21 protein-coding genes are annotated in these 23,981 nt (G+C 66.1%); 15 read left to right on the top strand and 6 right to left on the bottom strand.

From position 1 onward, the window contains the following. Positions 1–55: 55 nt before the first annotated feature. Positions 56–1,861 (bottom strand): PHA/PHB synthase family protein, encoded by a 1,806-nt coding sequence (locus BBX35_RS00680; RefSeq protein WP_067214872.1) that lies wholly within the window; start codon positions 1,859–1,861, stop codon positions 56–58. Positions 1,862–2,026: 165 nt separating this feature from the next. On the opposite strand from BBX35_RS00680, the gene BBX35_RS00685 reads away from it, so the two are divergent. The 14 genes from BBX35_RS00685 to BBX35_RS00745 all read left to right on the top strand — a co-directional run bounded on the left by BBX35_RS00685 (position 2,027) and on the right by BBX35_RS00745 (position 17,797). Beyond that, on the top strand, positions 2,027–2,539 hold the full coding sequence (locus BBX35_RS00685) for a hypothetical protein (RefSeq protein ID WP_141402579.1): 513 nt from the start codon (positions 2,027–2,029) through the stop codon (positions 2,537–2,539). A gap of 174 nt (positions 2,540–2,713) precedes the next feature. Next, positions 2,714–3,931, top strand: a complete 1,218-nt coding sequence (locus BBX35_RS00690; protein WP_067214877.1) for an LL-diaminopimelate aminotransferase — start codon at positions 2,714–2,716, stop codon at positions 3,929–3,931. A gap of 51 nt (positions 3,932–3,982) precedes the next feature. Continuing rightward, positions 3,983–5,305, top strand: a complete 1,323-nt coding sequence (locus tag BBX35_RS00695; RefSeq protein ID WP_067214879.1) for a homoserine dehydrogenase — start codon at positions 3,983–3,985, stop codon at positions 5,303–5,305. A 38-nt stretch (positions 5,306–5,343) separates the two neighbouring features. Further along, positions 5,344–6,342 (top strand): class II fructose-bisphosphatase, encoded by a 999-nt coding sequence (gene glpX / locus BBX35_RS00700; RefSeq protein WP_067214882.1) that lies wholly within the window; start codon positions 5,344–5,346, stop codon positions 6,340–6,342. A gap of 22 nt (positions 6,343–6,364) precedes the next feature. After that, positions 6,365–8,194 carry a single-stranded-DNA-specific exonuclease RecJ gene (recJ, locus tag BBX35_RS00705; protein WP_067214884.1) on the top strand — a complete coding sequence of 610 codons (1,830 nt, stop codon included), beginning with the start codon at positions 6,365–6,367 and terminating at the stop codon, positions 8,192–8,194. 113 nt (positions 8,195–8,307) lie between these two features. Further along, complete coding sequence (locus tag BBX35_RS23280) at positions 8,308–8,511, top strand: hypothetical protein (protein ID WP_139111061.1); 204 nt, start codon at positions 8,308–8,310, stop codon at positions 8,509–8,511. Between the two features lie 85 nt (positions 8,512–8,596). Then, a complete protein-coding gene (locus BBX35_RS00710; RefSeq protein WP_067214887.1) occupies positions 8,597–9,508 on the top strand; it encodes a nitrilase-related carbon-nitrogen hydrolase in 912 nt (303 codons plus the stop codon). A gap of 4 nt (positions 9,509–9,512) precedes the next feature. Beyond that, positions 9,513–9,917 carry a DUF423 domain-containing protein gene (locus BBX35_RS00715; RefSeq protein ID WP_067214889.1) on the top strand — a complete coding sequence of 135 codons (405 nt, stop codon included), beginning with the start codon at positions 9,513–9,515 and terminating at the stop codon, positions 9,915–9,917. A 176-nt stretch (positions 9,918–10,093) separates the two neighbouring features. Next, positions 10,094–11,347: a sarcosine oxidase subunit beta family protein gene (locus BBX35_RS00720; RefSeq protein WP_067214891.1), complete on the top strand. Its 1,254-nt coding sequence runs from the start codon at positions 10,094–10,096 to the stop codon at positions 11,345–11,347. Positions 11,348–11,355: 8 nt separating this feature from the next. Beyond that, positions 11,356–11,712 carry a cupin domain-containing protein gene (locus BBX35_RS00725; protein ID WP_067214894.1) on the top strand — a complete coding sequence of 119 codons (357 nt, stop codon included), beginning with the start codon at positions 11,356–11,358 and terminating at the stop codon, positions 11,710–11,712. A gap of 9 nt (positions 11,713–11,721) precedes the next feature. Beyond that, complete coding sequence (locus BBX35_RS00730) at positions 11,722–12,027, top strand: sarcosine oxidase subunit delta (protein ID WP_067214895.1); 306 nt, start codon at positions 11,722–11,724, stop codon at positions 12,025–12,027. Beyond that, complete coding sequence (locus BBX35_RS00735) at positions 12,024–15,044, top strand: sarcosine oxidase subunit alpha (protein WP_067214897.1); 3,021 nt, start codon at positions 12,024–12,026, stop codon at positions 15,042–15,044. Before BBX35_RS00730 ends, BBX35_RS00735 begins: the two co-directional genes overlap by 4 nt. Beyond that, positions 15,037–15,612, top strand: coding sequence for a sarcosine oxidase subunit gamma (locus BBX35_RS00740; protein WP_067214899.1), 576 nt, complete (start codon positions 15,037–15,039; stop codon positions 15,610–15,612). Before BBX35_RS00735 ends, BBX35_RS00740 begins: the two co-directional genes overlap by 8 nt. 376 nt (positions 15,613–15,988) lie before the next feature. Continuing rightward, entirely contained in the window at positions 15,989–17,797 is a 1,809-nt protein-coding gene (locus BBX35_RS00745) for a DEAD/DEAH box helicase (RefSeq protein ID WP_067214901.1), read from the top strand. 24 nt (positions 17,798–17,821) lie between these two features. Here BBX35_RS00745 and BBX35_RS00750 read toward each other — a convergent pair whose 3' ends face one another. After that, entirely contained in the window at positions 17,822–19,879 is a 2,058-nt protein-coding gene (locus tag BBX35_RS00750) for a M3 family metallopeptidase (RefSeq protein WP_067214902.1), read from the bottom strand. Positions 19,880–19,999: 120 nt separating this feature from the next. Then, complete coding sequence (locus BBX35_RS00755) at positions 20,000–20,929, bottom strand: AEC family transporter (protein ID WP_067214904.1); 930 nt, start codon at positions 20,927–20,929, stop codon at positions 20,000–20,002. On the opposite strand from BBX35_RS00755, the gene BBX35_RS00760 reads away from it, so the two are divergent. Continuing rightward, positions 20,928–21,368, top strand: coding sequence for a hypothetical protein (locus BBX35_RS00760; protein WP_141687793.1), 441 nt, complete (start codon positions 20,928–20,930; stop codon positions 21,366–21,368). The two genes, BBX35_RS00755 and BBX35_RS00760, sit on opposite strands and share 2 nt — an antisense overlap. Before the next feature lie 6 nt (positions 21,369–21,374). Here BBX35_RS00760 and BBX35_RS00765 read toward each other — a convergent pair whose 3' ends face one another. The 3 genes from BBX35_RS00765 to galU are packed head-to-tail and all read right to left on the bottom strand — an operon-like array spanning position 21,375 to position 23,901. Continuing rightward, on the bottom strand, positions 21,375–21,986 hold the full coding sequence (locus tag BBX35_RS00765; RefSeq protein WP_067214909.1) for a pyridoxamine 5'-phosphate oxidase family protein: 612 nt from the start codon (positions 21,984–21,986) through the stop codon (positions 21,375–21,377). Positions 21,987–21,997: 11 nt separating this feature from the next. After that, entirely contained in the window at positions 21,998–23,008 is a 1,011-nt protein-coding gene (locus BBX35_RS00770; protein ID WP_067214911.1) for an NAD-dependent epimerase, read from the bottom strand. Between the two features lie 11 nt (positions 23,009–23,019). After that, positions 23,020–23,901: a UTP--glucose-1-phosphate uridylyltransferase GalU gene (gene galU, locus BBX35_RS00775; protein ID WP_067214914.1), complete on the bottom strand. Its 882-nt coding sequence runs from the start codon at positions 23,899–23,901 to the stop codon at positions 23,020–23,022. Between the last annotated feature and the right edge of the window lie 80 nt (positions 23,902–23,981).

A 23,981-nucleotide genomic window follows, 5' to 3' on the forward strand; every position in this document is an offset into this window, starting at 1 on the left:
GCCGCCTGTGTCTTGCCATCGGAGATGCCCGACATGGTTTTCAGGGGTTAAGCGGTCACGAGATCGACTTGACGAAGCTCCCCGGCGCGTCCTCGATGATCCTCATCCGGTTGGCCCCTGGCTTGCGGGGCTTTGTCGTGGACCCTTCGTGTGTGCGGATCCAGCTGTCCCAGTGCGGCCACCAGGAGCCGGGATGCTCCTTCGCCTTGGTGAGCCATGCCTCGTAGTCGCCCTTCGGGCGCGGGCCCGTCCAGTACTGGTATTTGTTGCGGGCAGGCGGGTTGACGACGCCGGCGATGTGGCCGGATCCGGACAGCACATAGTCGACCGGTCCGCCGAAGAACTGCGAGCCCAGGAACACCGACTGCGGCGGCGCGATGTGATCCTCGCGGGTGGCGAGATTGTAGATCGGGATCTTCACCTTGCCGAGGTCGAGCTTCTCGCCGCCGATTTCCATCGAGCCCTTGCTGAGCCGATTCTCCAGATAGCAGTTGCGCAGGTAGAACGAGTGGTTCGCCGCCGGCATGCGTGTGGAATCCGAGTTCCAGTACAGCAGGTCGAACGGAAACGGCTCCCGTCCTTTCAGGTAGTTGTTGACCACGTAGGGCCAGATCAGATCGTTCGAGCGCAGAAGGTTGAAGGCCGACGCCATTTTCGAGCCGTCGAGATAGCCCTTTTCGCCCATGCGCCGCTCGACGGCCTGGATCTGCTCTTCATCGACGAAGACCTTCAGGTCGCCGGCATGGGTGAAGTCAACCTGGGTGGTGAAGAAGGTGGCGCTGGCGATGCGATCATCGCCCGTCGCCGCCATGTAGGCGAGGGTAACGCCGAGCAGAGTTCCGCCGACGCAGTAGCCGATGGCATTGACCTTCTCTTCGCGCGTCGCCTTGCGGATGACGTCCAGAGACTCCAGGATGCCTTCGCGCATGTAGTGCTCGAAGCTCTTCTGTGCCTGCCGTTCGTCCGGGTTGACCCAGGAAATGACGAAGACGGTGTGCCCCTGATCCACCGCCCATTTGATGAACGACTTCTCGGGCGTCAGGTCGAGGATGTAGTACTTGTTGATCCAGGGCGGCACGATCAGCAGCGGCCGCTTCAGCACGGTTTCCGTCGTCGGCTCGTACTGGATCAGCTGACGCACGTCGTTCTGGGCGATCACCTTGCCGGGGGTCAGGGCCAGGTTCGTGCCGACGCGAAACTTGGTCGGGTCCGACTGGCGGATCTTCAGATCTCCCTTGCCGGCCTCGATGTCCTCGGCAAGCAGCTTCATGCCGCGCACCAGATTCTCGCCGTTGGATTCCAGCGTCTCGCGCAGCAGCTCGGGATTGGTCAGGATGAAGTTCGAGGGAGACAGCGCATTGGCGATCTGCTTGACGTAGAAATCGGCCTTGTGGCGCGTGTGCTCGTCCAGGTCGGACGCCTCCACCACCATCTGCTCGGCCCATTGCGAGGTGATGAGGTAAAGCTGCTTCACGAAGTCGAAAAACTGGTTCTCGCTCCATTCCGGATCGCCGAAGCGCTTGTCGCGCGGGTCGGGACTGGCAGCGGGTAGGGCCTGTTCTCCCATCATCCGCTTCAGCGAGGAATTCCACAGGTCGATATACTTGCCCCATAGCCGCGTCTGCGCTTCGAGCGCGCGCTGCGGGTCGGACAGCCAGTACTCGCCGACCTGCGCCAGGGTCTTGAAGATCACTGTCAGTTCGTCGCTGGTCTCTGGCTTGATCTCGCCCTTCTCGCGCGGCTCGACATAGGCCGCCATGGCCCGTCCGGCATTTTCGATGATGCGGCCGAAGTTCTGAGCAAACGCCTCTGGATTCTTGACGATATACTGCAACAGCGGACTGGTTTTTTCGTCAGTCATCCCTGGCGTATCCTCCACTCTGGTACCCGGTTGCCCTCAGCGATCGCATCGTGGATGCGGATCTGTCCGGCGACCATTTTCGACCCCCGTTTGCACACCTTGTCCGCTTGACGCCATAATAGGGCTTGATGACGTCGGACTGACAAGTTGGACAAAGCGCTTACAATGTCGTACGTCCCCATCAGCTTGCAAGCGGTGACGCTCGGGAAATTCGTGCAGGACCACGGTTACATGCGTGCAACGGTCTTCACCACCATTTTGGCTTCGGCGCTCGTCGCCGGATGCGCCTACGCGCCTTCCGGCACGTTGATCGACGCTCTCGAGCCGGAGGGGGCTTCGCGTGCGGCCATGACGCCCCCCGTTGAGTCCACGCCGACGGCAGCCGAGCCGATGGCGCCGCTGACGCCGCCTGTCGCCTACGGGCCGACCGGCATGCCCGCCGTTTCGGGGCCGGTCGCGGAACGGGGAATCGCGGGGCCTTCGTCGACGCGGGATGCCGAAGGACTGCTCACCGAGGATGCGGCCGCAGCTACGCGCAGCCAGCTTCAGGAAATCGCGCGCTCGCGCGGCGGCTCCCGTGCCGCGGTATCCAGCAACGTCAATCAGCTGAAGATGCTCGGCGAGAGCCATGGCGCACGCGCCATTTCCGAGATCGAGGCGGACGGCGCAAGCGAATAGGGTCGCTACAGGCTTTCCAACGCGGATATTTTGGCCTCAACGCCTTTTTGCCGATGCGCAGCGGCCCGGCCACTGGTATGTAGCCGCCGTTCGGCGTCGTGCCTCGGCCGATGCCTTGTATGCGCCCGAACGAGAGGCGCGCGCAGACCACGCTTTGCGGGTGAGGATTGGACCATGGAAGAGTTCTACCAGACGCGGCGCTTGCCGCCCTATGTCTTCGAACAGGTCAACCGGCTCAAGGCAAAGGCACGCGCGGCAGGCGCAGACATCATCGACCTCGGCATGGGCAACCCCGACCTGCCGACCCCCAAGCACATCGTCGACAAGCTTACCGAGACCGTCCAGAACCCCCGTACCCATCGCTATTCGGCGTCCAAGGGTATTCCCGGACTGCGCCGGGCACAGGCGGCCTATTACGAGCGCCGGTTCGGCGTGAAGCTGAACCCGGAGACCCAGGTCGTCGCGACCCTTGGCTCCAAGGAAGGCTTCGCCAACATGGCGCAGGCGATTTCCGCGCCGGGCGACGTCGTGCTGGTGCCGAACCCCAGCTATCCGATCCATGCTTTCGGCTTCCTGATGGCCGGCGCCGTGCTGCGCTCGATTCCGTCCGAGCCCGGGCCGGAGGTGTTCCACGCGCTGGAGCGTGCGCTCATCCATTCGGTGCCGAAGCCGATCGCGATGATCCTGTGCTATCCGGCGAACCCGACCGCCTATGTGGCCGACATCGAGTTCTATCGGGACGTCGTCGCCTTTGCGAAGAAGCATGACATCTTCGTGCTCTCCGATCTCGCCTATTCGGAGATCTATTTCGGTTCCACGCCGCCGCCTTCGGTGCTGCAGGTCCCGGGCGCCATCGACGTGGCAGTCGAGTTCACCTCGCTCTCCAAGACCTTCTCCATGCCCGGCTGGCGTATGGGCTTTGCCGTCGGCAACGAGCGGCTGATCGCGGCGCTCGCCCGGGTGAAGTCCTATCTCGACTACGGCGCCTTTACGCCGATCCAGGTGGCGGCCTCGGCAGCGCTCAACGGACCGGACGACTGCATCGTCGCGGCGCGCGAGACCTACCGCAAGCGGCGCGACATTCTGGTCGAGTCCTTCGGCCGCGCCGGCTGGGACGTTCCTGCTCCGGAAGCGTCGATGTTCGCCTGGGCTCCGATTCCGGAGAAGTTCCGCCATCTCGGCTCGCTGGAGTTCTCCAAGCTCCTGATCGAGCATGCGGACGTTGCCGTGGCTCCGGGTCTCGGATTCGGCGAGTACGGCGACACCCATGTCCGCATCGCCCTGGTGGAAAACGAGCAGCGCATCCGCCAGGCGGCGAGAAGCCTGCGTCGGTTCCTTGAAACCGCGGACGAAAAATTGCACAACGTCATCCCCATCGGAGCCTCGGGTTAAGGGCGTGCCGCCTCGCGCGGCGCGTCACTCCTCAAACGGATCGCGATCTTCATGAAATCTGAATTGCGCGTCGGCGTTGCCGGCCTCGGAACGGTTGGTGCCTCGCTTGTTCGTCTGCTTCGCCGCAAGGCGGACAGTTTTGCCGCCCGGTGCGGCCGCCCCGTCACCGTAACCGGCGTCTCGGCGCGCGATCGCTCCCGCGACCGCGGTATCGATCTCTCCGGCACCGCGTGGTTCGACCGTTCGGAAGATCTCGCGGTTTCTCCGGATATCGACGTTTTCGTCGAGCTGATCGGCGGCGACAACGGCCCGGCAGAGGCGAGCGTGCGCGCCGCCCTTGCCGCCGGCAAGCATGTCGTGACCGCCAACAAGGCGCTGCTCGCCCGTCATGGTGTCGAGCTTGCCCGCCTTGCCGAGGAAAACGGCGTCAGCCTTGCCTTCGAGGCTGCCGCTGCCGGCGGCATTCCGGTCATCAAGGCGGTGCGCGAGTCGCTGGCCGGCAATGACATCTCGCGGATCTATGGCATCCTCAACGGCACCTGCAATTACATCCTGACCCGGATGGAGCAGGAGGGGCTGGACTTTTCCGAGTGCCTCGCCGATGCGCAGCGGCTCGGCTATGCCGAGGCCGATCCGACCTTCGATATCGAAGGCTTCGACACCGCCCACAAGCTGGCGCTGCTGACCTCGCTCGCCTTCGGCAACGAGATCGACGCAGACGCGATCTATATCGAGGGCATCTCCTCGATCACCCGTGCCGACATCGAAGCGGCGACCGAACTCGGATACCGCATCAAGCTGCTTGGCGTTGCCCAGAAGACCGACAGCGGCATTGAGCAGCGCGTTCATCCGACCATGGTGCCGCGGGCTTCGGCCATCGCGCGCATCGATGGCGTGTTGAACGCGGTCGCAATCGACGGCGACGCCGTCGGCGAGGTCGTGCTCGTCGGCCCCGGTGCCGGCGGCAATGCCACCGCATCGGCTGTCCTCGGCGACATCGCCGATATCGCCCGCGGTCTTGCGATCCCCGCTCTGGGCCGTCCCGTCGGCAAGCTGTCTCCCTACAAGGCCGCGCGCATGCGCATGCACGAGGGCGGCTACTACATCCGCCTTGCGGTCTATGATCGCCCCGGAGCCTTTGCCGAGATCGCCCGGATCATGGCCGGGGAGGGCATCTCGCTGGAATCCATCGTCCAGCGCGACCGTACTCGCCGCGTTGGCGACCAGACCCCGCATGGCGACACGCCGCAACCGGTGATCCTGATCACCTATGAAACCACCGAGGCCGCGGTGAAGCGGGCTCTTGCGACGATTTCCGCTCAGAACGTCGTCGCCGGAACCCCGCAGCTCATCCGTATCGAGAAACTCGGCTGACCGATCCGACCCTGTCACGCGCCTTTCGAGGAACCCTGATGCCCAGCAACGCAGACCTTCATAGCGAAGCACTCGACCGTATCCTGACCCTGGAACTCGCCCGCGTTACCGAGCGTGCCGCCGTCGGCGCCGCTCGCCTGCGCGGCCGCGGCGACGAGAAGGCCGCCGACCAGGCGGCGGTCGACGCCATGCGCCGGGAGCTCAACCGTCTGCCGATCGACGGCACGGTGACCATCGGCGAGGGCGAGCGCGACGAGGCGCCGATGCTCTACATCGGCGAGAAGGTCGGCACGGGCGAGGGACCTGCGGTCGATATCGCTCTCGACCCGCTCGAGGGCACCACGATCTGCGCCAAGAACCTGCCGAATTCGCTGGCCGTCATCGCGATGGCGCCGAAGGGCGGCCTGCTCAATGCGCCGGACAGCTACATGGAAAAGATTGCCATCGGCCCGGGCTATCCCGCCGGCCTGGTCGATCTCGATGCGCCGGTCGCCGACAACATCAATGCCCTGGCCAAGGCCAAGGGCGTTCCGGTCGCCGAGATCACCGCTTGCGTGCTCGACCGTCCGCGTCATGCCCGCCTGATCGAAGACCTGCGTGCCACCGGCGTCGCGGTTCGCCTGATCGGCGATGGCGACGTGGCCGGCGTCATCCACACCACGGACCCGCAGGAAACCGGCATCGACATCTACATGGGCATCGGCGGTGCGCCGGAAGGCGTGCTCGCGGCGGCAGCGCTGCGTTGCATCGGTGGCCAGATGCAGGGCCGTCTGGTGATCACCCGCGACGAGCAGATCGAGCGCGCCGGCCGCATGGGCATCGACGACATCCATCGCAAGTACACGATGGAAGAAATGGCCCGCGGCGACGACGTGCTGTTTGCAGCCACCGGCGTGACCGACGGCAACTTCCTGCAGGGCGTGCGCTTCGGCCGCGGCGACATCACCACCCACACCGTGGTCATGCGCGCGGCGACCGGTACGGTGCGCTACATCAAGGCGCGCCACACCCAGCTCGACAAGTTCCACCTCGACTGAGCAAAGAGGCCGCTCCCGCCATATGACCGGCATCGACCAGACCGCTTCGACGGATGACGGGCGCCGCCGTGTTCTCGGCGTCACCCGCTCTGCCGGCGAGCGGACCTGGCGGGAACGGCTGACACAGCCGCAAGGCGCGACGGCGCTGGCAATCGCCCAGCGCCTCGGCGTTCCGGAGGTCGTCGCCCGGGTGATGGCCGCGCGCGACGTCCCGCTGGAAGCCGCAGAGCGGTTTCTCGATCCGACCATCAAGGACCTGATGCCGGACCCCTCGTCGCTGAGCGATATGGAAGCGGCCGTGGCTCGGGTCGCGGACGCGGTCGGTGCCGGAGCCCGGATTGCCATTTTCGGCGATTACGACGTGGACGGCGCCACGTCCTCCGCGGTGCTGTCGCGCTATCTGTCCGCGATCGGCATCGCCAGCCGCATTCACATCCCCGACCGCATCATTGAAGGCTACGGCCCCAACGGGCCGGCCATCCGCATGTTGCGGGAGGAGGGGGCCGGGCTCCTCGTCTGTGTCGATTGCGGCAGCGTTTCCTTCGAGGCCTTTGCCGAGGCGCGCGAGGTCGGGCTGGATGTGGTGGTGCTCGACCATCACCAGGTTGGCGAAGAGCTGCCCGCCACCGCCGCTCTGGTCAATCCCAACCGCCAGGACGACCTGTCCGGCCTCGGCCACCTCGCCGCGGTCGGCGTCACCTTCGTCTTTCTCGTCGGACTGAACCGCGAGCTCCGCCGGCGCGGGATGTTCCGCGCCAGGCGCGAGCCTGATCTGCTGGCGCTTCTGGATCTCGTCGCAGTCGGCACGGTCTGCGATGTGGTGCCGCTGAAAGGGCTGAACCGCGCGTTCGTCCGAAAGGGGCTGCTTGCCATGCATGGCCGCGCCAATGCCGGTCTTGCCGCGCTCGGCGACGTGTCGCGCGTTCACGGCCGGGCAACGCCCTATCATCTCGGCTTCATGATCGGTCCGCGCATCAACGCCGGCGGGCGCATCGGCGATGCCGCGCTCGGGGCGCGTCTTCTCACCACCGACGACATGGACGAGGCGCGCACCATCGCAGAACGGCTCGACGGGCTGAATGCCGAGCGCCAGGCCATCGAGGCCGAAATGCTGCTGGAGGGCGATGCCCAGGCGTTGATCGCCACCCAGCAGGACGACCCGGCCGTTCTTCTCACCGGCTCGCCCGGATGGCATCCCGGCGTCGTCGGCCTCGTCGCCGCCCGCCTCAAGGAGCGCTATCGCCGGCCGGCCTTTGCCATCGCCTATGACGCCGATGGCAAGGGGACAGGCTCCGGGCGTTCGATCCCCGGTGTCGACCTGGGAGCTGCCGTGCGGCGCGCCGTCGAAGAGAAGATACTGGAAAAGGGCGGCGGACACGCGATGGCCGCCGGTCTGACCGTACGCCGCGAGAAACTCGCCGACCTCGCCGCCTTCCTGCAGGACGCGCTGGTCGAGGACGTTGCCGCCGCACGCTCGGCGACCGAACTGAAGATCGACGGCGCCATGACGGCGGGAGCCGCCAGCGCCGATCTTCTGCACATGCTGGAGACGGCCGGCCCGTTCGGCGCCGGCCATCCGGAACCTGTCTTCGCCTTTCCCAGCCACCGCGTCACCTTCGCCGATACGGTCGGCAAGGGGCATGTTCGCCTGACGCTGGCCGATGGCGGCGGCAGCACGCTCAAGGCCATTGCCTTCAAGGCTGCGGACACGCCGCTCGGTCAGGCGATCCTCGGTGCCCGCGGCAGTGCCCTGCACGTCGCCGGCGCGCTGTCCCTCGATACCTGGCAGGGACAGGAGCGCGTGCAGTTGCGGGTCATCGACGTCGCCGATCCCCAGCGTTCCCGTCTCTGAGAGTACCCGGACCGGCTCGGAATCTTCTGCCCATCGGCATTTCCTGCCCCGTTAAGGAAGGCGAAACTCCGCCCGCGTTACCGTGATCCTGGATGGATTTGCGGGATGGAATCATGACTCCTCGGGCTCAGTTGCGTCATTTGATGGCCGAAGTCGACACTGCTGCGGACAATGCAGAGCGCGCCTTGCGCCGCCTGCAGGCGCAGGGCGTTTCCGCGACCGTTCCCGAGCGTGCTCCCGCTGTCACGCCGCTGCGTGCAGGGCTCGTGCTCGCCAGCCTGCTGATGGCGGCAAAGGTCATCATCTCCAACGACTGAGCCTGCGCTTGCTGCTGCCGGTTTTTGATCGGCAGCGCAATTTGTCGCCTTGATTGTATCGGGCGATAGGGCCAGCATCCGGCCCATGAACACCTCCTCCTTTCCCGAAACATTTCGTCTGGCGCTCTGCGCCTTCAACCTCGGCATGGGCGGTCGCAGCCGCGAGGCCTTCCTCGCAGGCGTCTCGCAGCGTCTTGCCCGTGCTCATGCCCAGGGCGCCGAGCTTCTGGTCCTGCCCGAATATCTCAGCGAGGCATTTCTCGCCTGGAAGCCGAAAGGCCTGAAACCGACGGAAGAGCTGGCCTTCATGGCGGCGGAGGCGGAAGCCCTGCTGCCGGAAATGGCTGCCCTCGTTACGGAGCACGGGGTGTCGCTTGTCGCCGGATCTGTTCCCTGGGCCGACGGCAACGGCGGTTTCCTTAATCGCGCCGTTGCCATGCTCGCCGACGGACGCAGCATCGCCCATGACAAGCTGGCCCTGACGCCGTTCGAGCTCGACCGCGAAAGCTGGCTTCTCACCCCGGGCGACAAGGTGGTGCGATTCGAGTTCGCCGGCCTGTCGATGATGATGCTGATCTGCCTCGACATCGAAATGCCGGCGCTTTCCACTCTCATTGCCCGCGACGCGCCGGACCTGCTGATCGTGCCGTCCATGACGTCGAGCCTTGCCGGCTATCACCGCGTCTTCGGCTGCGCCAAGGCGCGGGCTGTCGAGCTGATGTGCTCCGTCGCGGTCTGCGGCGTGGTGGGCGCTTCGCCCGGCACCACCCAGAACGACACCAACGTTTCAGGTGCCGCGCTCTACATTCCGTGCGAGCCTGCTCTCGGATATCGCGGCGTCGTTGCGGAGATCGCCCCCATCGATGGTACAAGGGGCGAGGAGCCTCTTCTCGTCGCCGATGTCCCGGTCGCGGCCATTCGCTCGTTGCGCGCGGGCGGCGCCGAGGTCTGGCCGGGCAACTGGTCGGCGGATCACGTCACATTGTCGAGCGAGTGACACGATGGCTTTTTCCGATGTTTCAGAAACGCTCGGCAGCGACCGTGCCAGCGGCGCTGTCGTTCTGCTGGGCGGCCTCAGTGGCGGGCTGGGCGTGGCGCTCTCGGCGATGGCTGCCCATGTTCCCGGCGGCGAATTGCTGTCGACCGCGGCCAACATGCTGCTTTTCCACGCTCCGGCCTTTCTCGCGCTGGCTGCGTTGAAGGGCACGGGGCCGCGCGGTGTCCTGGCCGTCGCGGCGCTGGCCCTCACCATCGGCCTTGCGCTCTTTGCCGGCGATATAACCACTCGGGTGATGCTGGGGGATCGGCTGTTCGCGATGGCCGCACCTGTCGGCGGAAGCTTGATGATCCTCGGCTGGACCGCCATCCTGGTCGCCGGCGTCGCGCGGCTGATGCGCAGGGCCTGAAGTCTTCCGTCCCCGGCTGTCGCAGGTGCGACGCAAAGCCTCGACGGAATGTCGTTTTTCGGCAAGAGCGGCTGCCGGATCGGTAGCACAACGGGAATATGGATGCAGGGAACTCGGCCTCGCTGGTGAGGTGCTTCCCCGCGTCCGCGAAAAAGCGCCGCCGGCAAGAGGACCGCATGACACGTTTCTCCTTCTGGGACCTGGCCTTGAAGGCCCTCAATGGCCATCAGGATTGGGGCCACCAGTGGCGCAAGCCCGATCCCAAGCCCGAATACGACGTGATCATCATCGGTGCGGGCGGGCATGGCCTTGCCACCGCCTATTACCTTGCGACCGAGCACGGCATCACCAACATCGCCGTGCTGGAAAAGGGCTGGCTCGGCGGCGGCAACACGGGCCGCAACACCACCATCGTGCGGTCCAACTATCTCTGGGAAGAGAGCGAGGCGCTCTACGACCACGCGATGGACCTATGGCAGGACCTGTCGCAGGAGCTGAATTACAACGTCATGTATTCCGCGCGCGGCGTGATGATGCTCGCCCACACGGTCCACGACATCCAGGTCTTCAAGCGGCACGTGCATGCCAACCGGCTCGCCGGCGTCCAGAACGAGTGGCTGAGCGCGGAAGAGGCGAAGGAATTCTGCCCGCCGCTCAACATCGGCCGCAACATCCGCTACCCGGTTCTCGGCGCCGCGCTTCAGCGCAAGGGCGGCGTCGCCCGCCACGACGCCGTGGCCTGGGGGTATGCGCGCGGAGCCGACAGGCGCGGCGTCGACATCATCCAGAATTGCGCCGTGACCGGCATTCGCCGACATCCTGACGGATCGGTGGCCGGCGTCGAGACCTCGCGCGGCTTCATCGGGGCGAAGAAGGTCGGCGTGGTCGCAGCCGGCCATACCTCGGTCGTGATGGACATGGCCGGCGTGCGCATGCCGCTGGAATCCAACCCGCTGCAGGCGCTCGTGTCCGAGCCGGTGAAGCCGTGCTTCCCCTGCGTGGTCATGTCCAACACGGTACACGCCTATATCTCGCAGTCGGACAAGGGAGAGCTGGTGATCGGTGCAGGCACCGACCAGTATGTCTCCTACAGCCAGACCGGCGGCCTGCAGATCACCACCCACACGGTCGATGCGATCTGCGAGCTCTTTCCGATGTTCCGCCGCATGCGCATGCTGCGCAACTGGGGCGGCATCGTCGACGTGACGCCGGACCGCTCGCCGATCATCGGCAAGACCCCGGTTCCGGGCCTATACGTCAATTGCGGCTGGGGTACGGGCGGCTTCAAGGCAACGCCCGGTTCGGGCCACGTCTTCGCCCACACCATCGCCCGCGACGAGCCCCATCCGGTCAATGCGCCGTTCACTCTGGACCGGTTCCGTACCGGCCGGCTCATCGACGAGGCGGCAGCTGCCGCCGTCGCGCATTGAGGCCCGACATGACACATCAGCCTGTGAACCTTGCCGACAAGCTCGCCCGGTTCTCCGACCACTGGTCGCCGAAAATCGTCGGCTCGTTCAACGGTCACGATCTCATGGTGGTGAAGGTCAAGGGCGAGTTCACCTGGCATTCGCATCCCGATACGGATGACTTCTTTCAGGTCCTGTCCGGCAGGCTGACCATCCGCATGCGCGATGGCGATGTCACGCTCGGGCCCGGCGAACTGTTTGTCGTTCCCAAAGGCGTCGAACATTGCCCGGTCGCCGAGGTCGAAACCCATCTGTTGCTGATCGAGCCCTCCGGCACGCCGAACACCGGCGATCCGGAGACTGCGGCTCAGAAGACCAAAATCTAGGGCAAGCCGATGCTTCTTATCCACTGCCCCTGCTGCGGCGTCGAACGCCCGGAGATCGAGTTCCGTTACGGCGGCGAGGCGCATATCGCCCGCCCCGTGCAGCCGGCCGATCTCGACGATCATCAATGGGCCGAGTTCCTCTACATGCGGACCAATCCCAAAGGCGTGATGGCCGAGCGCTGGCGCCATGTTCACGGCTGCGGCCGCTTCTTCAACGCGCTGCGCGATACGGTCAGCGACCGTTTCATCGCCGTCTACAAGACCGGCGAACCGCGACCGGACAGCGCTGCCGCTGTCGGGGAGGGCGCCCGATGACCGCGACGTTCCGAACCTCGAAGGGCGGGCGCATCGACCGCGCGAAATCCGTCACGTTCACCTTCGACGGCAAGACGCTGACCGGGCAGGCCGGCGACACGCTGGCCTCGGCGCTGCTTGCCAACGGCATCCATCTCGTCGGCCGCTCGTTCAAGTATCACCGACCGCGCGGCATCGTGACCGCCGGCTCGGAGGAGCCGAACGCGCTGGTCGGAGTGGCGAAGTCGGCGGCAGCCGCCGCCGCTGGCCAGAGCGTGCCGAACCTGAGGGCCACCCAGGTCGAGATCCACGAGGGGATGGTCGTCGTCAGCCAGAACCGCTGGCCTTCGCTCGCCTTCGACGTCGGCGCGGTCAACGACCGGCTGTCGCCGTTCTTCGTCGCCGGCTTCTACTACAAGACCTTCATGTGGCCGAAGAGCTTCTGGAACCGGGTCTACGAGCCGTTCATCCGTGCCGCAGCGGGCCTCGGCAAGGCGCCGACCGCGCCGGATCCGGATCGCTACGCCAACCGCTACGCCCATTGCGACGTGCTCGTCTCCGGCAGCGGTCCGGCCGGCCTTGCGGCGGCGCTCACCGCAGCGCGCTCCGGGGCACGGGTGATCCTTGCCGACGAGCAGGGGGAGCCGGGAGGCTCTCTGCTGCATGATGTCGGCGCACAGATCGACGGCCGACCCGCCGCGGAGTGGGTGTCTGCCGCGATTGCCGAGCTTGCGGGCAACGACCGCGTCACTCTGCTGCCTCGCACCACCGTCTTCGGCTATTTCAACCAGAACTTCATCGGCCTCGCCGAGCGCGTCACCGACCACCTCGCCGATCCTGATCCCTCTCTGCCGCGCGAGCGCCTGTGGCAGGTGCGTGCACGCCAGGTGGTGCTTGCCACCGGCGCCATCGAGCGGCCGCTGGTCTTCCCCGAGAACGACCGTCCCGGCGTCATGATGGCTGAGGCAGGCCGCATCTACGCCAACCGCTTCGGCGTGCTGCCGGGGCGTGCCATCGCCGTCGCGACGGCGTGCGACAGTGCCTGGCGCGCCGCCTTCGACATCAAGGCGCTCGGCGGCAATGTGGTCGCCATCCTCGACATGCGGACCGATGTGGATCCGGCGTTGAAGGAGAAGGCCCGTGCCCATGGCATCCGGGTGGAGACCGGCTGCACCGTTACCGGCGTGAAGGGTACGAAGCGGATCGAGGGTATTCGGCTCGGCCGCATATCCGGAGACACGGTCTCGTCCGCCGGCAGCCTTGCCTGCGACTGCCTGCTGATGTCCGGCGGCTGGACGCCCAATGTCAGCCTGCACTCACAGGCCCGCGGCAAGCTCGACTGGCACGCCGACAAGGGCGCTTTCTTGCCCGGCGATCCGGTCCAGGCTCAGCGCTCCGCAGGCAGCTGCCGCGGTATCGACGGTTTGGCGCAGGTGTTGGCCGACGGCGCGCGCGCCGGCGCGGAAGCAGCGCAGGCCGCGACTGGAAACGCGACCGACATCCCGGCCTTCTCCGCCAGCGGCAGCGAAGCCTCTTTCGGCTGGTGGCTCGGAGCGGTACCGCACGACCGCGATGCGTCCCGCGTGCGCGCCTTCGTCGACTTCCAGAACGATGTCACGGCAAAGGATGTGAAGCTTGCCGTGCGCGAAGGCATGCATTCGATCGAGCACATCAAGCGCTACACGACGACCGGCATGGCGACCGATCAGGGGCGCCTGTCCAACATGAACGCGCTCTCCATCGCCTCGACCGCGCTGGCCAACGAGATCCCGCAAGTCGGCCTCACCACCTTCCGCCAGCCCTATACGCCGGTGACCTTCGGCACGCTGGCGACGACCTCGCGGGGCGATCTGTTCGATCCGGTCCGCCGCACGGCGATCCACGACTGGGCTGCGGCGCAAGGCGCGGCCTTCGAAGACGTGAGCTTGTGGAAGCGCGCCTGGTACTTCGCCAAAGGCGGAGAGGACATGCATGCCGCGGTCCTGCGCGAGTGTCGTACGGTTCGCGAGAGCGTCGGCATCTTCGATGCCTCGACCCTCGGCAAGATCGAAGTGGTCGGGCCGGATGCGGCTGAATTCCTTGAGCGCGTCTACACCAATCCCTGGAAGAAGCTCGGGGTCGGGCGTCTGCGCTACGGGCTGATGCTCAACGAGGCCGGCTTCATCATGGACGACGGCGTCGTCGGCCGAATTGCCGAGGATCGCTTCCACGTCACCACGACGACCGGCGGTGCGCCGCGCGTCCTGTCCCACATGGAGGACTATCTCCAGACCGAGTGGGCGGATCTCAAGGTCTGGCTGACCTCCACCACCGAGCAGTGGGCGGTGATCGCGGTGCAGGGGCCGAAGGCGCGCGAGGCCATCGCGCCGCTCGTCGACGACATCGACCTTGCCACCGAAGCGATGCCGCACATGTCGGTGCGCCAGGGGCATGTCATGGGCGGCATTCCCTGCCGGTTGTTCCGGATGAGCTTCACCGGCGAGGCGGGCTACGAGATCAACGTGCCTCCCTCGCGCGCCCGTCAGGTCTGGGACGCGGTCTTCGCCAATGTCGAACGGCTCGGCGGCTGCGCCTACGGCACGGAGACGATGCACGTCCTGCGCGCGGAGAAGGGCTACATCATTGTCGGCCAGGAGACCGACGGCACGGTAACGCCTGACGATGTCGGCACGTCCTGGGCCATCGGCAAGAACAAGCCGGACTTCGTCGGAAAGCGGTCGCTGGCCCGGCCTGACCTCGTGGCCCCGGGCCGCAAGCAGCTTGTCGGCCTGCTGACGAAGGACGGCAAGGCGCTGCTGGAGGAGGGGGCGCAAGTCACCGTGGAAGCTGATCCGGCGCCGCGCACGCCGGCGCTGGGTCATGTCACCTCGTCCTACATGTCCGCCGCGGCCGGCCGGCCGATCGCGCTGGCGATGATCGCAAACGGCCGTGCCCGTCACGGCGAAACCCTGCATGTGCCGATGCCGGGCGGGGCGATTGCCGTCGAGGTGGTCCCGCCGCTCTTTGTCGATCCGGAAGGAAACCGGTTCAATGCCTGACGCCCTGTTTCACGCGCCGGCCGAGACGCTGGCACTGTCGCCACTCGTTGGGGCGGGAACCACGCTCCGCCGGGCTGCACCGCTGGTCCGCTTTGTTTTCCGGGGCGATGCCGCTGCGGCTGCAAAGGCGGGAGCCGCCTTCGGTGCCGCCCTGCCGCAATCGCCTCTTGCCGCCGAAAGCTCCGGCGAGCGCGCCGCGCTGTGGCAGGGGCCGGACGAGTGGCTGCTGCTCGCCCGCCCGTCGACGGAGGGGCCTCAGGCGGTCGATGCGCTTGCGCGCAGCCTTGCCGGCGAGATCGCCGCGGCACTTGGCGCGACACCGCACTCGCTGGTCGACGTGTCGGAGCGCAATGTCGCTCTGCTGCTGGAAGGGCCGGACGCTGCCGATCTTCTCAACGCGCATGTCTTTCTGGATCTCGACCCGGCCGCCTTTCCGGTCGGCATGGTGACTCGCACGCTTTTCACCAAGGCGGAGATCGTTCTGTGGCGTACGGGCGAGCAGAATTTCGCCGTCGAGTGCTGGTCGAGCTTTGCGCCCTATGTCGAGGGACATCTCGCCGAGGCCTGATCCGGTCACGGCTCTTGCACAAAAACAGCAGGAAATTGGGCGGTGCCGGCCGGTGCCGCCCGTTTTGTTTTGAAAGCGGTCTTGCGCGGCGGCGGCGGTCGTGGTGAATGAGCAGGCCGCTGCCCCGACCGACGGGACGGGCCGGCTCTCGGAGAAACGGCACGCTGTCGCCACGGGTGACCACCGGTCAGGACACGCGATCCGCATTCTGCCGGTTGGCTCGGGAGCGCCCGGGCTTCTTTCCGGCTCAGCCCCTCCAGGCCTTTCCAGTAGTGTCGTCATCGGCTCGGCTCGCCAGCCAGCGATGATCTCCGCAAACTATCGCTGCCCGATGCACACACGCTATGATACTCGGCAGCTTGCAAAGATGGTGACCATGACGCCGAATATCGATCCCAGTTCCGCATCCCCGATCTCCGGGATACATCCGGCCCTTGCTTCCGCCCTGGAGGCCAAGGGATACAACCAGCTGACGCCGGTCCAGCTGGAGATGACGAACGAGAAGTACGGCCAGGCCGACCTGCTCGTCTCGGCTCAGACCGGATCGGGAAAGACGATCGCCTTCGGCATTGCCATCGCCTCGACCCTGCTCGGCAGCGCGACACGCTTCGACGTGGCCGGCGCGCCGCTCGGCCTGATCATCGCGCCCACACGCGAGCTCGCCATTCAGGTTCAGCGGGAACTCGCCTGGCTTTATGCGGAAACGCAGATCAGGATCGCGACCTGCGTCGGCGGCATGGACATCCGCACTGAGCGCCGGGCGCTGGAACGCGGCGCCCACCTTGTGGTCGGCACGCCCGGCCGCCTGCGCGACCACATCACGCGCGGCGTGCTGGACCTTGGCGGCATTCGCGCGGTGGTGCTCGACGAAGCCGACGAGATGCTGGACCTCGGGTTTCGCGACGACCTGGAGTTCATCCTCGGCGCGTCGCCGAAGGACCGCCGGACGCTGCTGTTCTCGGCGACCGTCCGGCGTGGCATCGCCGAACTGGCCAAGACGGTGCAGACCGATGCGGTGCGTGTCGCGACAATCGCCACCACCGAACAGCATGCCGACATCGAATATCAGGTGATGCTCGTGCGGCGCGACGAGCGCGAACACGCCATCATCAACACGCTCCTGGTGTCCGACAGCAAGAGCTCCCTTGTGTTCTGCCACACGCGTGAAGCGGTTCGCCATCTCACGGCACGCCTCGTCAATCGCGGCTTCTCGGTGGTGTCGCTCTCGGGCGAGATGGCGCAGTCGGAGCGCTCGAACGCGCTGCAGGCCATGCGCGACGGGCGCGCGCGCGTCTGCGTGGCGACCGACGTCGCGGCCCGCGGCATCGATCTCCCGAACCTAGACCTCGTGGTCCATGCCGACTTGCCGAGCAAGCCGGAGACCTTGCTGCATCGCTCCGGTCGCACCGGTCGCGCAGGCCGAAAGGGCATCTGCGTCCTGATCGTTCCGGAAAACCGGCGCGGCGCCGCACATCGCGTTCTGACAATGGCGCAGTTAAGCGCGACCACGCGCGCGGCGCCCGGCATTGCGGAGATCGAGGCGCGTTACCGCCGGCAGATTCTCGATGCCGCCACCACCGCAGCGCTGCCCGACGATCTGGAGGCTGACTTCGTCGCAGAGCTTCTGGAGCGCGCCGGACCAGAGCGCATCGCCGCCGCGTTCCTCCGCCAGAATCTGGCCGCGCATCCGGTTCCGGAGGATCTTCTGCCGCTTCCTGCCGAGGCGCTGCAGAGCCGGGGACCCAGCAACCGCCCGCGCCGGCCCGGCGAGGACCATGCACCGACCCGCGAGCCGCGCGGCCCGAGCATGGAGGATGGCGTCTGGTTCACCATTTCGCTCGGGCGCAAGCACCGCGCCGACCCGAAGTTCCTGCTGCCGATGATCTGCAATGCCGGCGGTGTGACCAAACGCGATGTCGGAACGATCCGGATCGACGACCGCGAAACCCGTTTCGAGATCTCCGCCGACAAGGCTGGCGCCTATGCCTGGCAGATCCTGCAGCCCGGCAGCGTCGAGAAGGGCATCCGGATCTCGCCGGTGGGTGAGGTGAGTATCGCCCCGCGGTATGTGAAGCCCAAATTCAAGCAGGACGGCAGCAAGCCGCCGCGCAAGCACAAGGCCCCGGCGGCCGATCGCGGCAAACCGCCGAAGCACAAGAACCGGAAGCCGAAGCGCCCTGATTGACCGGGGCGCTTCGGTTCCTCGCGTTTAGACGAAGCCGCGCTTCTTCAGCAGCGGGCCGGCGTCGGGCAGCGCGCCGCGGAAGGCCACATAGGCATCCTTCGGATCCTGCCGCCCGCCGGCGGAGTAGATTGCCTCGCGCAGACGCCGGGCGAGCTCCGCATTGAAGATATCGCCGGTCTCCTCAAAGGCGGTGAAGGCATCCGCGTCCATCACTTCCGACCACATGTAACTGTAGTAGCCGGCTGAATAGCCGTCGCCCGAGAACACGTGCGCAAAGTGCGTCGGCCGGTGGCGCATGGTGATTTCCGTCGGCATCCCGATGCGGCTCAGCGTTTCGTGCTCCAGCGCTGCGATGTCCGCCTCGCCATCCGCCCGGCGGGTATGGACGTCGAGGTCGAAGAGAGCGGACGAGAGATATTCGACCGTCGAAAAGCCCTGATTGAAGTTGCGGGCGGCCAGCACGCGCTCCATCAGCTCGGCCGGCATCGGCTCGCCCGTCTCCACATGCACGGCAAAGCGCGACAGCACCTCCGGCTCGGACAGCCAGTGCTCGTAGAGCTGCGAGGGCAGCTCGACGAAGTCCCGCGCCACCGATGTGCCGGAGATCATCGGATAGGTGACATCCGAGAGTAGGCCGTGCAGGGCGTGGCCGAACTCATGAAACAGCGTGCGCGCATCGTCGAAGGTCAGCAGCGTCGGCTGCCCTTTCGGCGCCTTGGCGAAATTCATCACGTTGACGATGATCGGCCGGATGTTGCCGGCCAGCTTCTCCTGGCGGCGATAAGCGCTCATCCAGGCGCCGCTGCGCTTGGTCGACCGGTTGAAGTAGTCGCCAAGAAACAGGCCGACATGCCCGCCGTCGGCGTCCAGCACCTCGAAGGCGCGCACGTCCGGATGGTAGAGCTTGAGGCCTTCGATCTCGCGGAAGGTGAGTCCGAACAGCCGGCCGGCGGTATGGAAGGCCGCCTCGATCATCTTTTCCAGCTGGAAATACGGCTTGAGCTCGGCCTCATCGAGTGCGTGGTCGCGCTGGCGCAGCTTTTCCGCATAGAAGCGCCAGTCCCACGGCGAGATGGCGATATTGTCGCCGCCGTCGGCTGCAAGCTTTTGCAGGGCTTCCGCTTCGCTGCGCGCCTGCGACACCGCCGGGGTCCACACGGTTTCCAGCAACTCGCGCACCGCCTCCGGCGTGCCCGCCATCGTGTCGTCGAGTTTGTAGGCGGCGAAACTGTCGAACCCGAGCAGACGCGCGCGCTCGTCGCGCAGCTTCAGGATTTCGGCGATGATCGCGCGATTGTCGGTGTCGCCACCCGTTTCGCCGCGCGAGATCCAGGCCTTGAAGGCCGTCTCGCGCAGGTCACGCCGCGTCGAGAATTGCAGGAACGGCTCGATCAGCGAGCGCGAGAGCGTGATGACATGCTTGCCCGGATGGCCGCGCTCGCTGGCAGCTTCCGCCGCTGCCTGCCGCAGGAAGCCGGGCAGGCCGGCCAGGTCCTCCTCGCTTTCCAGCAGCAGCTGATAGCCGGCCTCGTCCGCCAGCACGTTCTGGGAAAACTGGGTTCCGAGCACGGCGAGGCGCTGTGTGATTTCGGCCATCCGGCTGCGTCCGGCGTCATCGAGGCCTGCGCCGGCCCGGGTGAACATCCGGTGGTAGCGCTCCAGGACGCGGGCCTGCTCTTCGTCGAGACCGAGGCTGTCGCGCGTCTCCCAAAGAGCGGCGACACGCGCGAACAGGGCCTGGTTGAGCAGGGTCTGGCTGGAATGGCGGGCGAGCTTCGGGGCGATGTCGCGCTCGATCCGCTGCAGCTCTTCGGACGTGTGGCTGCCTGCCAGGTTGAAGAACACGGACGCGACCCGCGTCAACTCGCGTCCCGACAGCTCCATGGCCTCGATCGTGTTGGCGAAGCTCGGGGCTTGCGAATTGTCCGCGATCTCGTCCACCGCCTGCCGCGCCAGCTTCAGCGCCGTCTCGAAGGCCGCCTCGTAGTGCCACGGCTCGATTTCGCCGAAGGGCGGCAGCCCGAACGGGGCGGTCCATTCGGCAAGCAACGGATTGCGGTCGGCGACGGGTGCGTCGGTCATGAACTGGATCCTTGAAACACGGTCCGAGAAGAGGGCTGTGCCGGAAGAATCCGGCAAATTCAGCCCCCAATATGGGACTGCTCCTGCCGCCTGTCAGCCCCTTGCCGCGGGATGCGGGAGCTACAATCCCGCCCACATCAACGCCAGCGAGACCGTGACGACACCGGCAGTGGTCGACAGCAGGATGGCGGCCGAAAGCTGCTGGAGAAAGATGCCGTAACGCTCTGCAACAACGAACACATTGCCGGCGATGGGGAGCGAAGCGACCACCACCAGAACGGCAGTATTGGCGGCATCGAGACCGAGCAGCATCGCCGCGGTGAAAACTGCGAGCGGATGCACGAACAGCTTCATCACGATCATCAGCGATATGGTGCGTGCCTCGCCTTCCACCTGCCTGGAGGCAAGCTGCACGCCGAGCGAGAACAGTGCCGTCGCGCCGGCCGCATCTCCGAGGAAATTCAGCAGATTGTCGCCCGCCTGAGGCAGCTTGCCGCCCGCCAGCGACAACAGCGTGCCGCCGACGATCGCCAGCACGAACGGGTTGAAGATGACGCCCTTCGCCACGGTGGCGATCAGCTTCAGGCTCGCTCCCTTTCCAGACGCCCATTCCAGAAGGCCGATGCAGAGCGGGATGAAGATCGTCAGATCCAGCACCAGCACGACGGCCATGGGTGCGGCTGCCCGGTCGCCGAAGGCGGCGAGCATCAGGGGCAGTCCGAGGAAACCGATATTGCCGATGGTTGCCGCCTGGCCGCTGACCGCCATTTCGGCAAGTCCGCCGCCGCACAGGACGCGCATCGCCAGCATGGCGAGCGCAAAGGTCACGCCGCCCGCCAGCACCCAAACCGGCACCATCGGTCCTGTCAGGGCGGCAATGATGTCCTGTCCGGCCAGCGCCCGGATCACCAGCGCCGGCATCGCGAAATTGAAGACGAAGACGTTCAGGCTGCGCACCGCCCCGTCCGGCATCCAGCCACGTTTTGCTGCAAAGAAACCGAAGGCAATGACGGCGAAAAAGGGTCCCGTGATCGAGAGCGTCAGGAGCATGACGTTGCAATCCTTGGTTGAAATGACAGTGGAGGCTCCGGCGCGCCTTGGCTTGAATGCGAGGGATTGGACTCAGGATTCGTTAAGAGGGGACGCGGATACTGTGCAGATCATGTCCGCCCTGTCCATCTCCCTTTCCGGCCTTCAGGCCGCCGGCCAGCGCTTCGAAGCTTCCGCGCGCCGCATCGTCGCGGCCGGGGCGCAGGCGGGCAACGCATTGGTTGAAGCGAGCGGCAACGGAGCAGGCCAGGCCGGCGGGCAGGGAGGCGCTCCGGCGATGGGAGCACCCGGGATCGGCTTCTCGCCCGACATGGCGGGGGCGATGGTCGACATGATGCAGGCGGAAAATGCCTTCAAGGCAAATGCGCGAGTCGCTGGCCGCATCAGCGACATGCAGAAGGCCTATCTCGACATGATGGCCGAGCGTACCGACGGCTGAGCCGCCTCAAGGCACGAGCCAGCGGCCTTTCCATTCAGGCTTTCCCGCATCCTTGTCGTCGACCTCGAAGATCGCGCGCCGGTGGCCGGCATGGGCCAGATGCAGCCATTCGATACGGTGGATGCGGGCGAGCAGGATGCAGAACTGGCTGCGTCCCTCGTCGGCCGCGCCGTGATCGAACGCGACGTCCTCCGGATGCTCCACCTCGGCTCCCGGTGCTGCCGTGACCCGGTAGCAGATCCGGCTGAACGAGCGCGACGCAGCCCAGGCCGCATTGACCTCATCCCCTTCCATCTCTATCGACAGGCTGGCGGCAAGGCGCAGCTGGATGCCGGACGGCTTGTCGTAGATGTGGATGGCGCCGGAGGGACTGCGTGCCACTTGTGCGATCTTGGCGCTGCGGCGATCTGTATGAAAACGCAGCAGCCGGCGCTCGGGTTCGGCGGCGCGCAACACCATGGTGCGCAACTCGGGCAAGCCTTGCTCGTCCAGCGTGGCAACGGTGGGGACATGAAAGGCCGAGTGCCGCGAGGCGGCACCCTCTTGCAGCAGCCGCCAGCATTCGGCCAACGTGAGCTTGAGATCGTCGCGAAAGGCAGGAAGCGGTTCGCCGGTCATTTCGCCCAGCCTCAGACCTTGTAGAAGTCGCGATACCACTCGACGAAGGCACGCACGCCGTCTTCCACAGACGTGCGGGGACGGAAGCCCGTCGCCTGCGTCAGGTCGTCGACATCCGCCCAGGTGGCCAGAACATCGCCTGGCTGCAGCGGCATGAGGTTGCGGATCGCCTTTACCCCGCACGCCGCCTCGATAGCGTCGACATAGCGCAGCAGCTTCACCGGCTCGGAGTTGCCGATATTGTGGATCCGGTAGGGGGCCGAGCTGGTCGCCGGATCGGAGGCCGCCGCATCCCACCCTTCGTTCACCGCCGGCGGGCGCTCGGCGATGCGCACGATGCCCTCGACGATGTCGTCGACATAGGTGAAGTCGCGCAGCATCTCGCCATTGTTGTAGATGTCGATCGGCTCGCCTGACAGGATCGCGCGGGTGAACTTGTAGAGCGCCATGTCCGGCCGCGCCCAGGGGCCGTAAACGGTGAAGAAGCGCAGGCCGGTCAGCGGGATGCGGAAGAGGTGGGCGTAGCTGTGCGCCATCGCCTCGTTCGCCTTCTTCGTCGCCGCATAGAGCGAGATCGGATGGTTGCCGCCGCGATGGGGCGACAGCGGCATCGTCTCGTCGAGACCGTAGATCGAAGAGGTGGAGGCGAAGACCACATGGTCGACCGGGTGGGCGCGGGCCGCCTCCAGCACGGTCAGGAAGCCGGTGACGTTGGCATCCACATAGGCCTGCGGCGCCTCCAGCGAGTAGCGCACGCCCGGCTGGGCCGCCAGATGAATGATGCGCTGCGGCGCATGCTCGGCCATCAGCGCCATCACCGCATCTCGGTCCTCCAGCGAGATCCGCGCCTCGATGAAGTTCGGATGCTGGCGCAGGATCTCCACCCGCGCTTCCTTCAGCGCGGGATCGTAATAGGGGCTGACGCAATCGAGGCCGATCACCTGCCATCCGTCGGCGAGCAGACGGCTTGCGAGATGAAAGCCGATGAAGCCCGCCGACCCGGTGACGAGAACCTTGCGCATGTGCGGCCCGCTCAGCTGTCGAGCAGCGACTGCAGCAGCGGCCGCAGTTCGCGGGCCAGCTCCTCGTCCTCCAGTGCGAAGGCGATGTTGGCGGCCAGGAAGCCGGACTTGGAGCCGCAATCGTAGGTCTCGCCCTCGAAGCGCAGGCCGGTGAAGGGCTGCATGCCCATCAGCGACAGCATCGCGTCGGTGAGCTGGATCTCGCCGCCGGCGCCCGTCTCCTGGCTGCCGAGCAGCTGGAAGATCTCGGGCTGCAGGATGTAGCGGCCGTTGATGAAGAGGTTCGTCGGTGCGGTGCCCGGCGCCGGCTTCTCCACCATGCCGGTGATGGAAAAGGTGCGACCGCTCGCGTCGCCGTCGACTTCGACGATGCCGTAATTCTGGGTCTGGTCCTCCGGCACGGCCTCGACCGAGATCACGTTGCCGCCGCTCTGGTTGTAGACCTCGACCATCTGCGACAGGCAGCCCGGCTCGGACTTCATCAGCATGTCGGGAAGCAGGATCGCGAAAGGCTCGTTGCCGATGATGTCGCGGGCGCACCAGATGGCGTGGCCGAGGCCCAGCGGTTCCTGCTGGCGGGTGAAGCTGGTGGTGCCGGGCATCGGGCGGATCGCTTCGAGCAGCTTCAGCGCAGATGCCTTGGAGCGGGACCGCAGCGTGTCCTCCAGCTCGTAGGCGATGTCGAAGTGATCCTCGATGACGTGCTTGTTGCGCCCGGTGACGAAGACGATGTGCTCGATGCCGGCGTTGCGCGCCTCGTCGACCACATACTGGATGATCGGCCGGTCGACGATGGTCAGCATCTCCTTGGGGAGGGCCTTCGTCGCGGGCAGGAAACGGGTGCCAAGGCCTGCCACCGGAAGGACTGCCTTGCGGATCTTCTTGTTCTGCATGAAGCGCGTTTTCCGTGTCTGGTGGAATCGGGAGGCGGCACGGGCCGCAAGGTAACCTGAAAGGATGACGGAACCAAGTC

This window comes from Stappia indica (assembly GCF_001696535.1).
Classification (GTDB): Bacteria; Pseudomonadota; Alphaproteobacteria; order Rhizobiales; family Stappiaceae; genus Stappia; species Stappia indica.

Bases quoted from the DNA above. Each gene is read 5' to 3' on its own strand.
- BBX35_RS00740 (WP_067214899.1), top strand. From the start codon at position 15,037: ATGCCTGACGCCCTGTTTCACGCGCCGGCCGAGACGCTGGCACTGTCG.
- BBX35_RS00745 (WP_067214901.1), top strand. From the start codon at position 15,989: ATGACGCCGAATATCGATCCCAGTTCCGCATCCCCGATCTCCGGGATA.
- BBX35_RS00695 (WP_067214879.1), top strand. From the start codon at position 3,983: ATGAAATCTGAATTGCGCGTCGGCGTTGCCGGCCTCGGAACGGTTGGT.
- BBX35_RS00735 (WP_067214897.1), top strand. From the start codon at position 12,024: ATGACCGCGACGTTCCGAACCTCGAAGGGCGGGCGCATCGACCGCGCG.
- BBX35_RS00690 (WP_067214877.1), top strand. From the start codon at position 2,714: ATGGAAGAGTTCTACCAGACGCGGCGCTTGCCGCCCTATGTCTTCGAA.
- BBX35_RS00725 (WP_067214894.1), top strand. From the start codon at position 11,356: ATGACACATCAGCCTGTGAACCTTGCCGACAAGCTCGCCCGGTTCTCC.
- BBX35_RS23280 (WP_139111061.1), top strand. From the start codon at position 8,308: ATGACTCCTCGGGCTCAGTTGCGTCATTTGATGGCCGAAGTCGACACT.
- BBX35_RS00730 (WP_067214895.1), top strand. From the start codon at position 11,722: ATGCTTCTTATCCACTGCCCCTGCTGCGGCGTCGAACGCCCGGAGATC.
- BBX35_RS00715 (WP_067214889.1), top strand. From the start codon at position 9,513: ATGGCTTTTTCCGATGTTTCAGAAACGCTCGGCAGCGACCGTGCCAGC.
- galU (WP_067214914.1), bottom strand. From the start codon at position 23,901: ATGCAGAACAAGAAGATCCGCAAGGCAGTCCTTCCGGTGGCAGGCCTT.
- BBX35_RS00760 (WP_141687793.1), top strand. From the start codon at position 20,928: ATGACGTTGCAATCCTTGGTTGAAATGACAGTGGAGGCTCCGGCGCGC.
- glpX (WP_067214882.1), top strand. From the start codon at position 5,344: ATGCCCAGCAACGCAGACCTTCATAGCGAAGCACTCGACCGTATCCTG.
- recJ (WP_067214884.1), top strand. From the start codon at position 6,365: ATGACCGGCATCGACCAGACCGCTTCGACGGATGACGGGCGCCGCCGT.
- BBX35_RS00710 (WP_067214887.1), top strand. From the start codon at position 8,597: ATGAACACCTCCTCCTTTCCCGAAACATTTCGTCTGGCGCTCTGCGCC.
- BBX35_RS00765 (WP_067214909.1), bottom strand. From the start codon at position 21,986: ATGACCGGCGAACCGCTTCCTGCCTTTCGCGACGATCTCAAGCTCACG.
- BBX35_RS00720 (WP_067214891.1), top strand. From the start codon at position 10,094: ATGACACGTTTCTCCTTCTGGGACCTGGCCTTGAAGGCCCTCAATGGC.
- BBX35_RS00750 (WP_067214902.1), bottom strand. From the start codon at position 19,879: ATGACCGACGCACCCGTCGCCGACCGCAATCCGTTGCTTGCCGAATGG.
- BBX35_RS00770 (WP_067214911.1), bottom strand. From the start codon at position 23,008: ATGCGCAAGGTTCTCGTCACCGGGTCGGCGGGCTTCATCGGCTTTCAT.
- BBX35_RS00680 (WP_067214872.1), bottom strand. From the start codon at position 1,861: ATGACTGACGAAAAAACCAGTCCGCTGTTGCAGTATATCGTCAAGAAT.
- BBX35_RS00685 (WP_141402579.1), top strand. From the start codon at position 2,027: ATGTCGTACGTCCCCATCAGCTTGCAAGCGGTGACGCTCGGGAAATTC.
- BBX35_RS00755 (WP_067214904.1), bottom strand. From the start codon at position 20,929: ATGCTCCTGACGCTCTCGATCACGGGACCCTTTTTCGCCGTCATTGCC.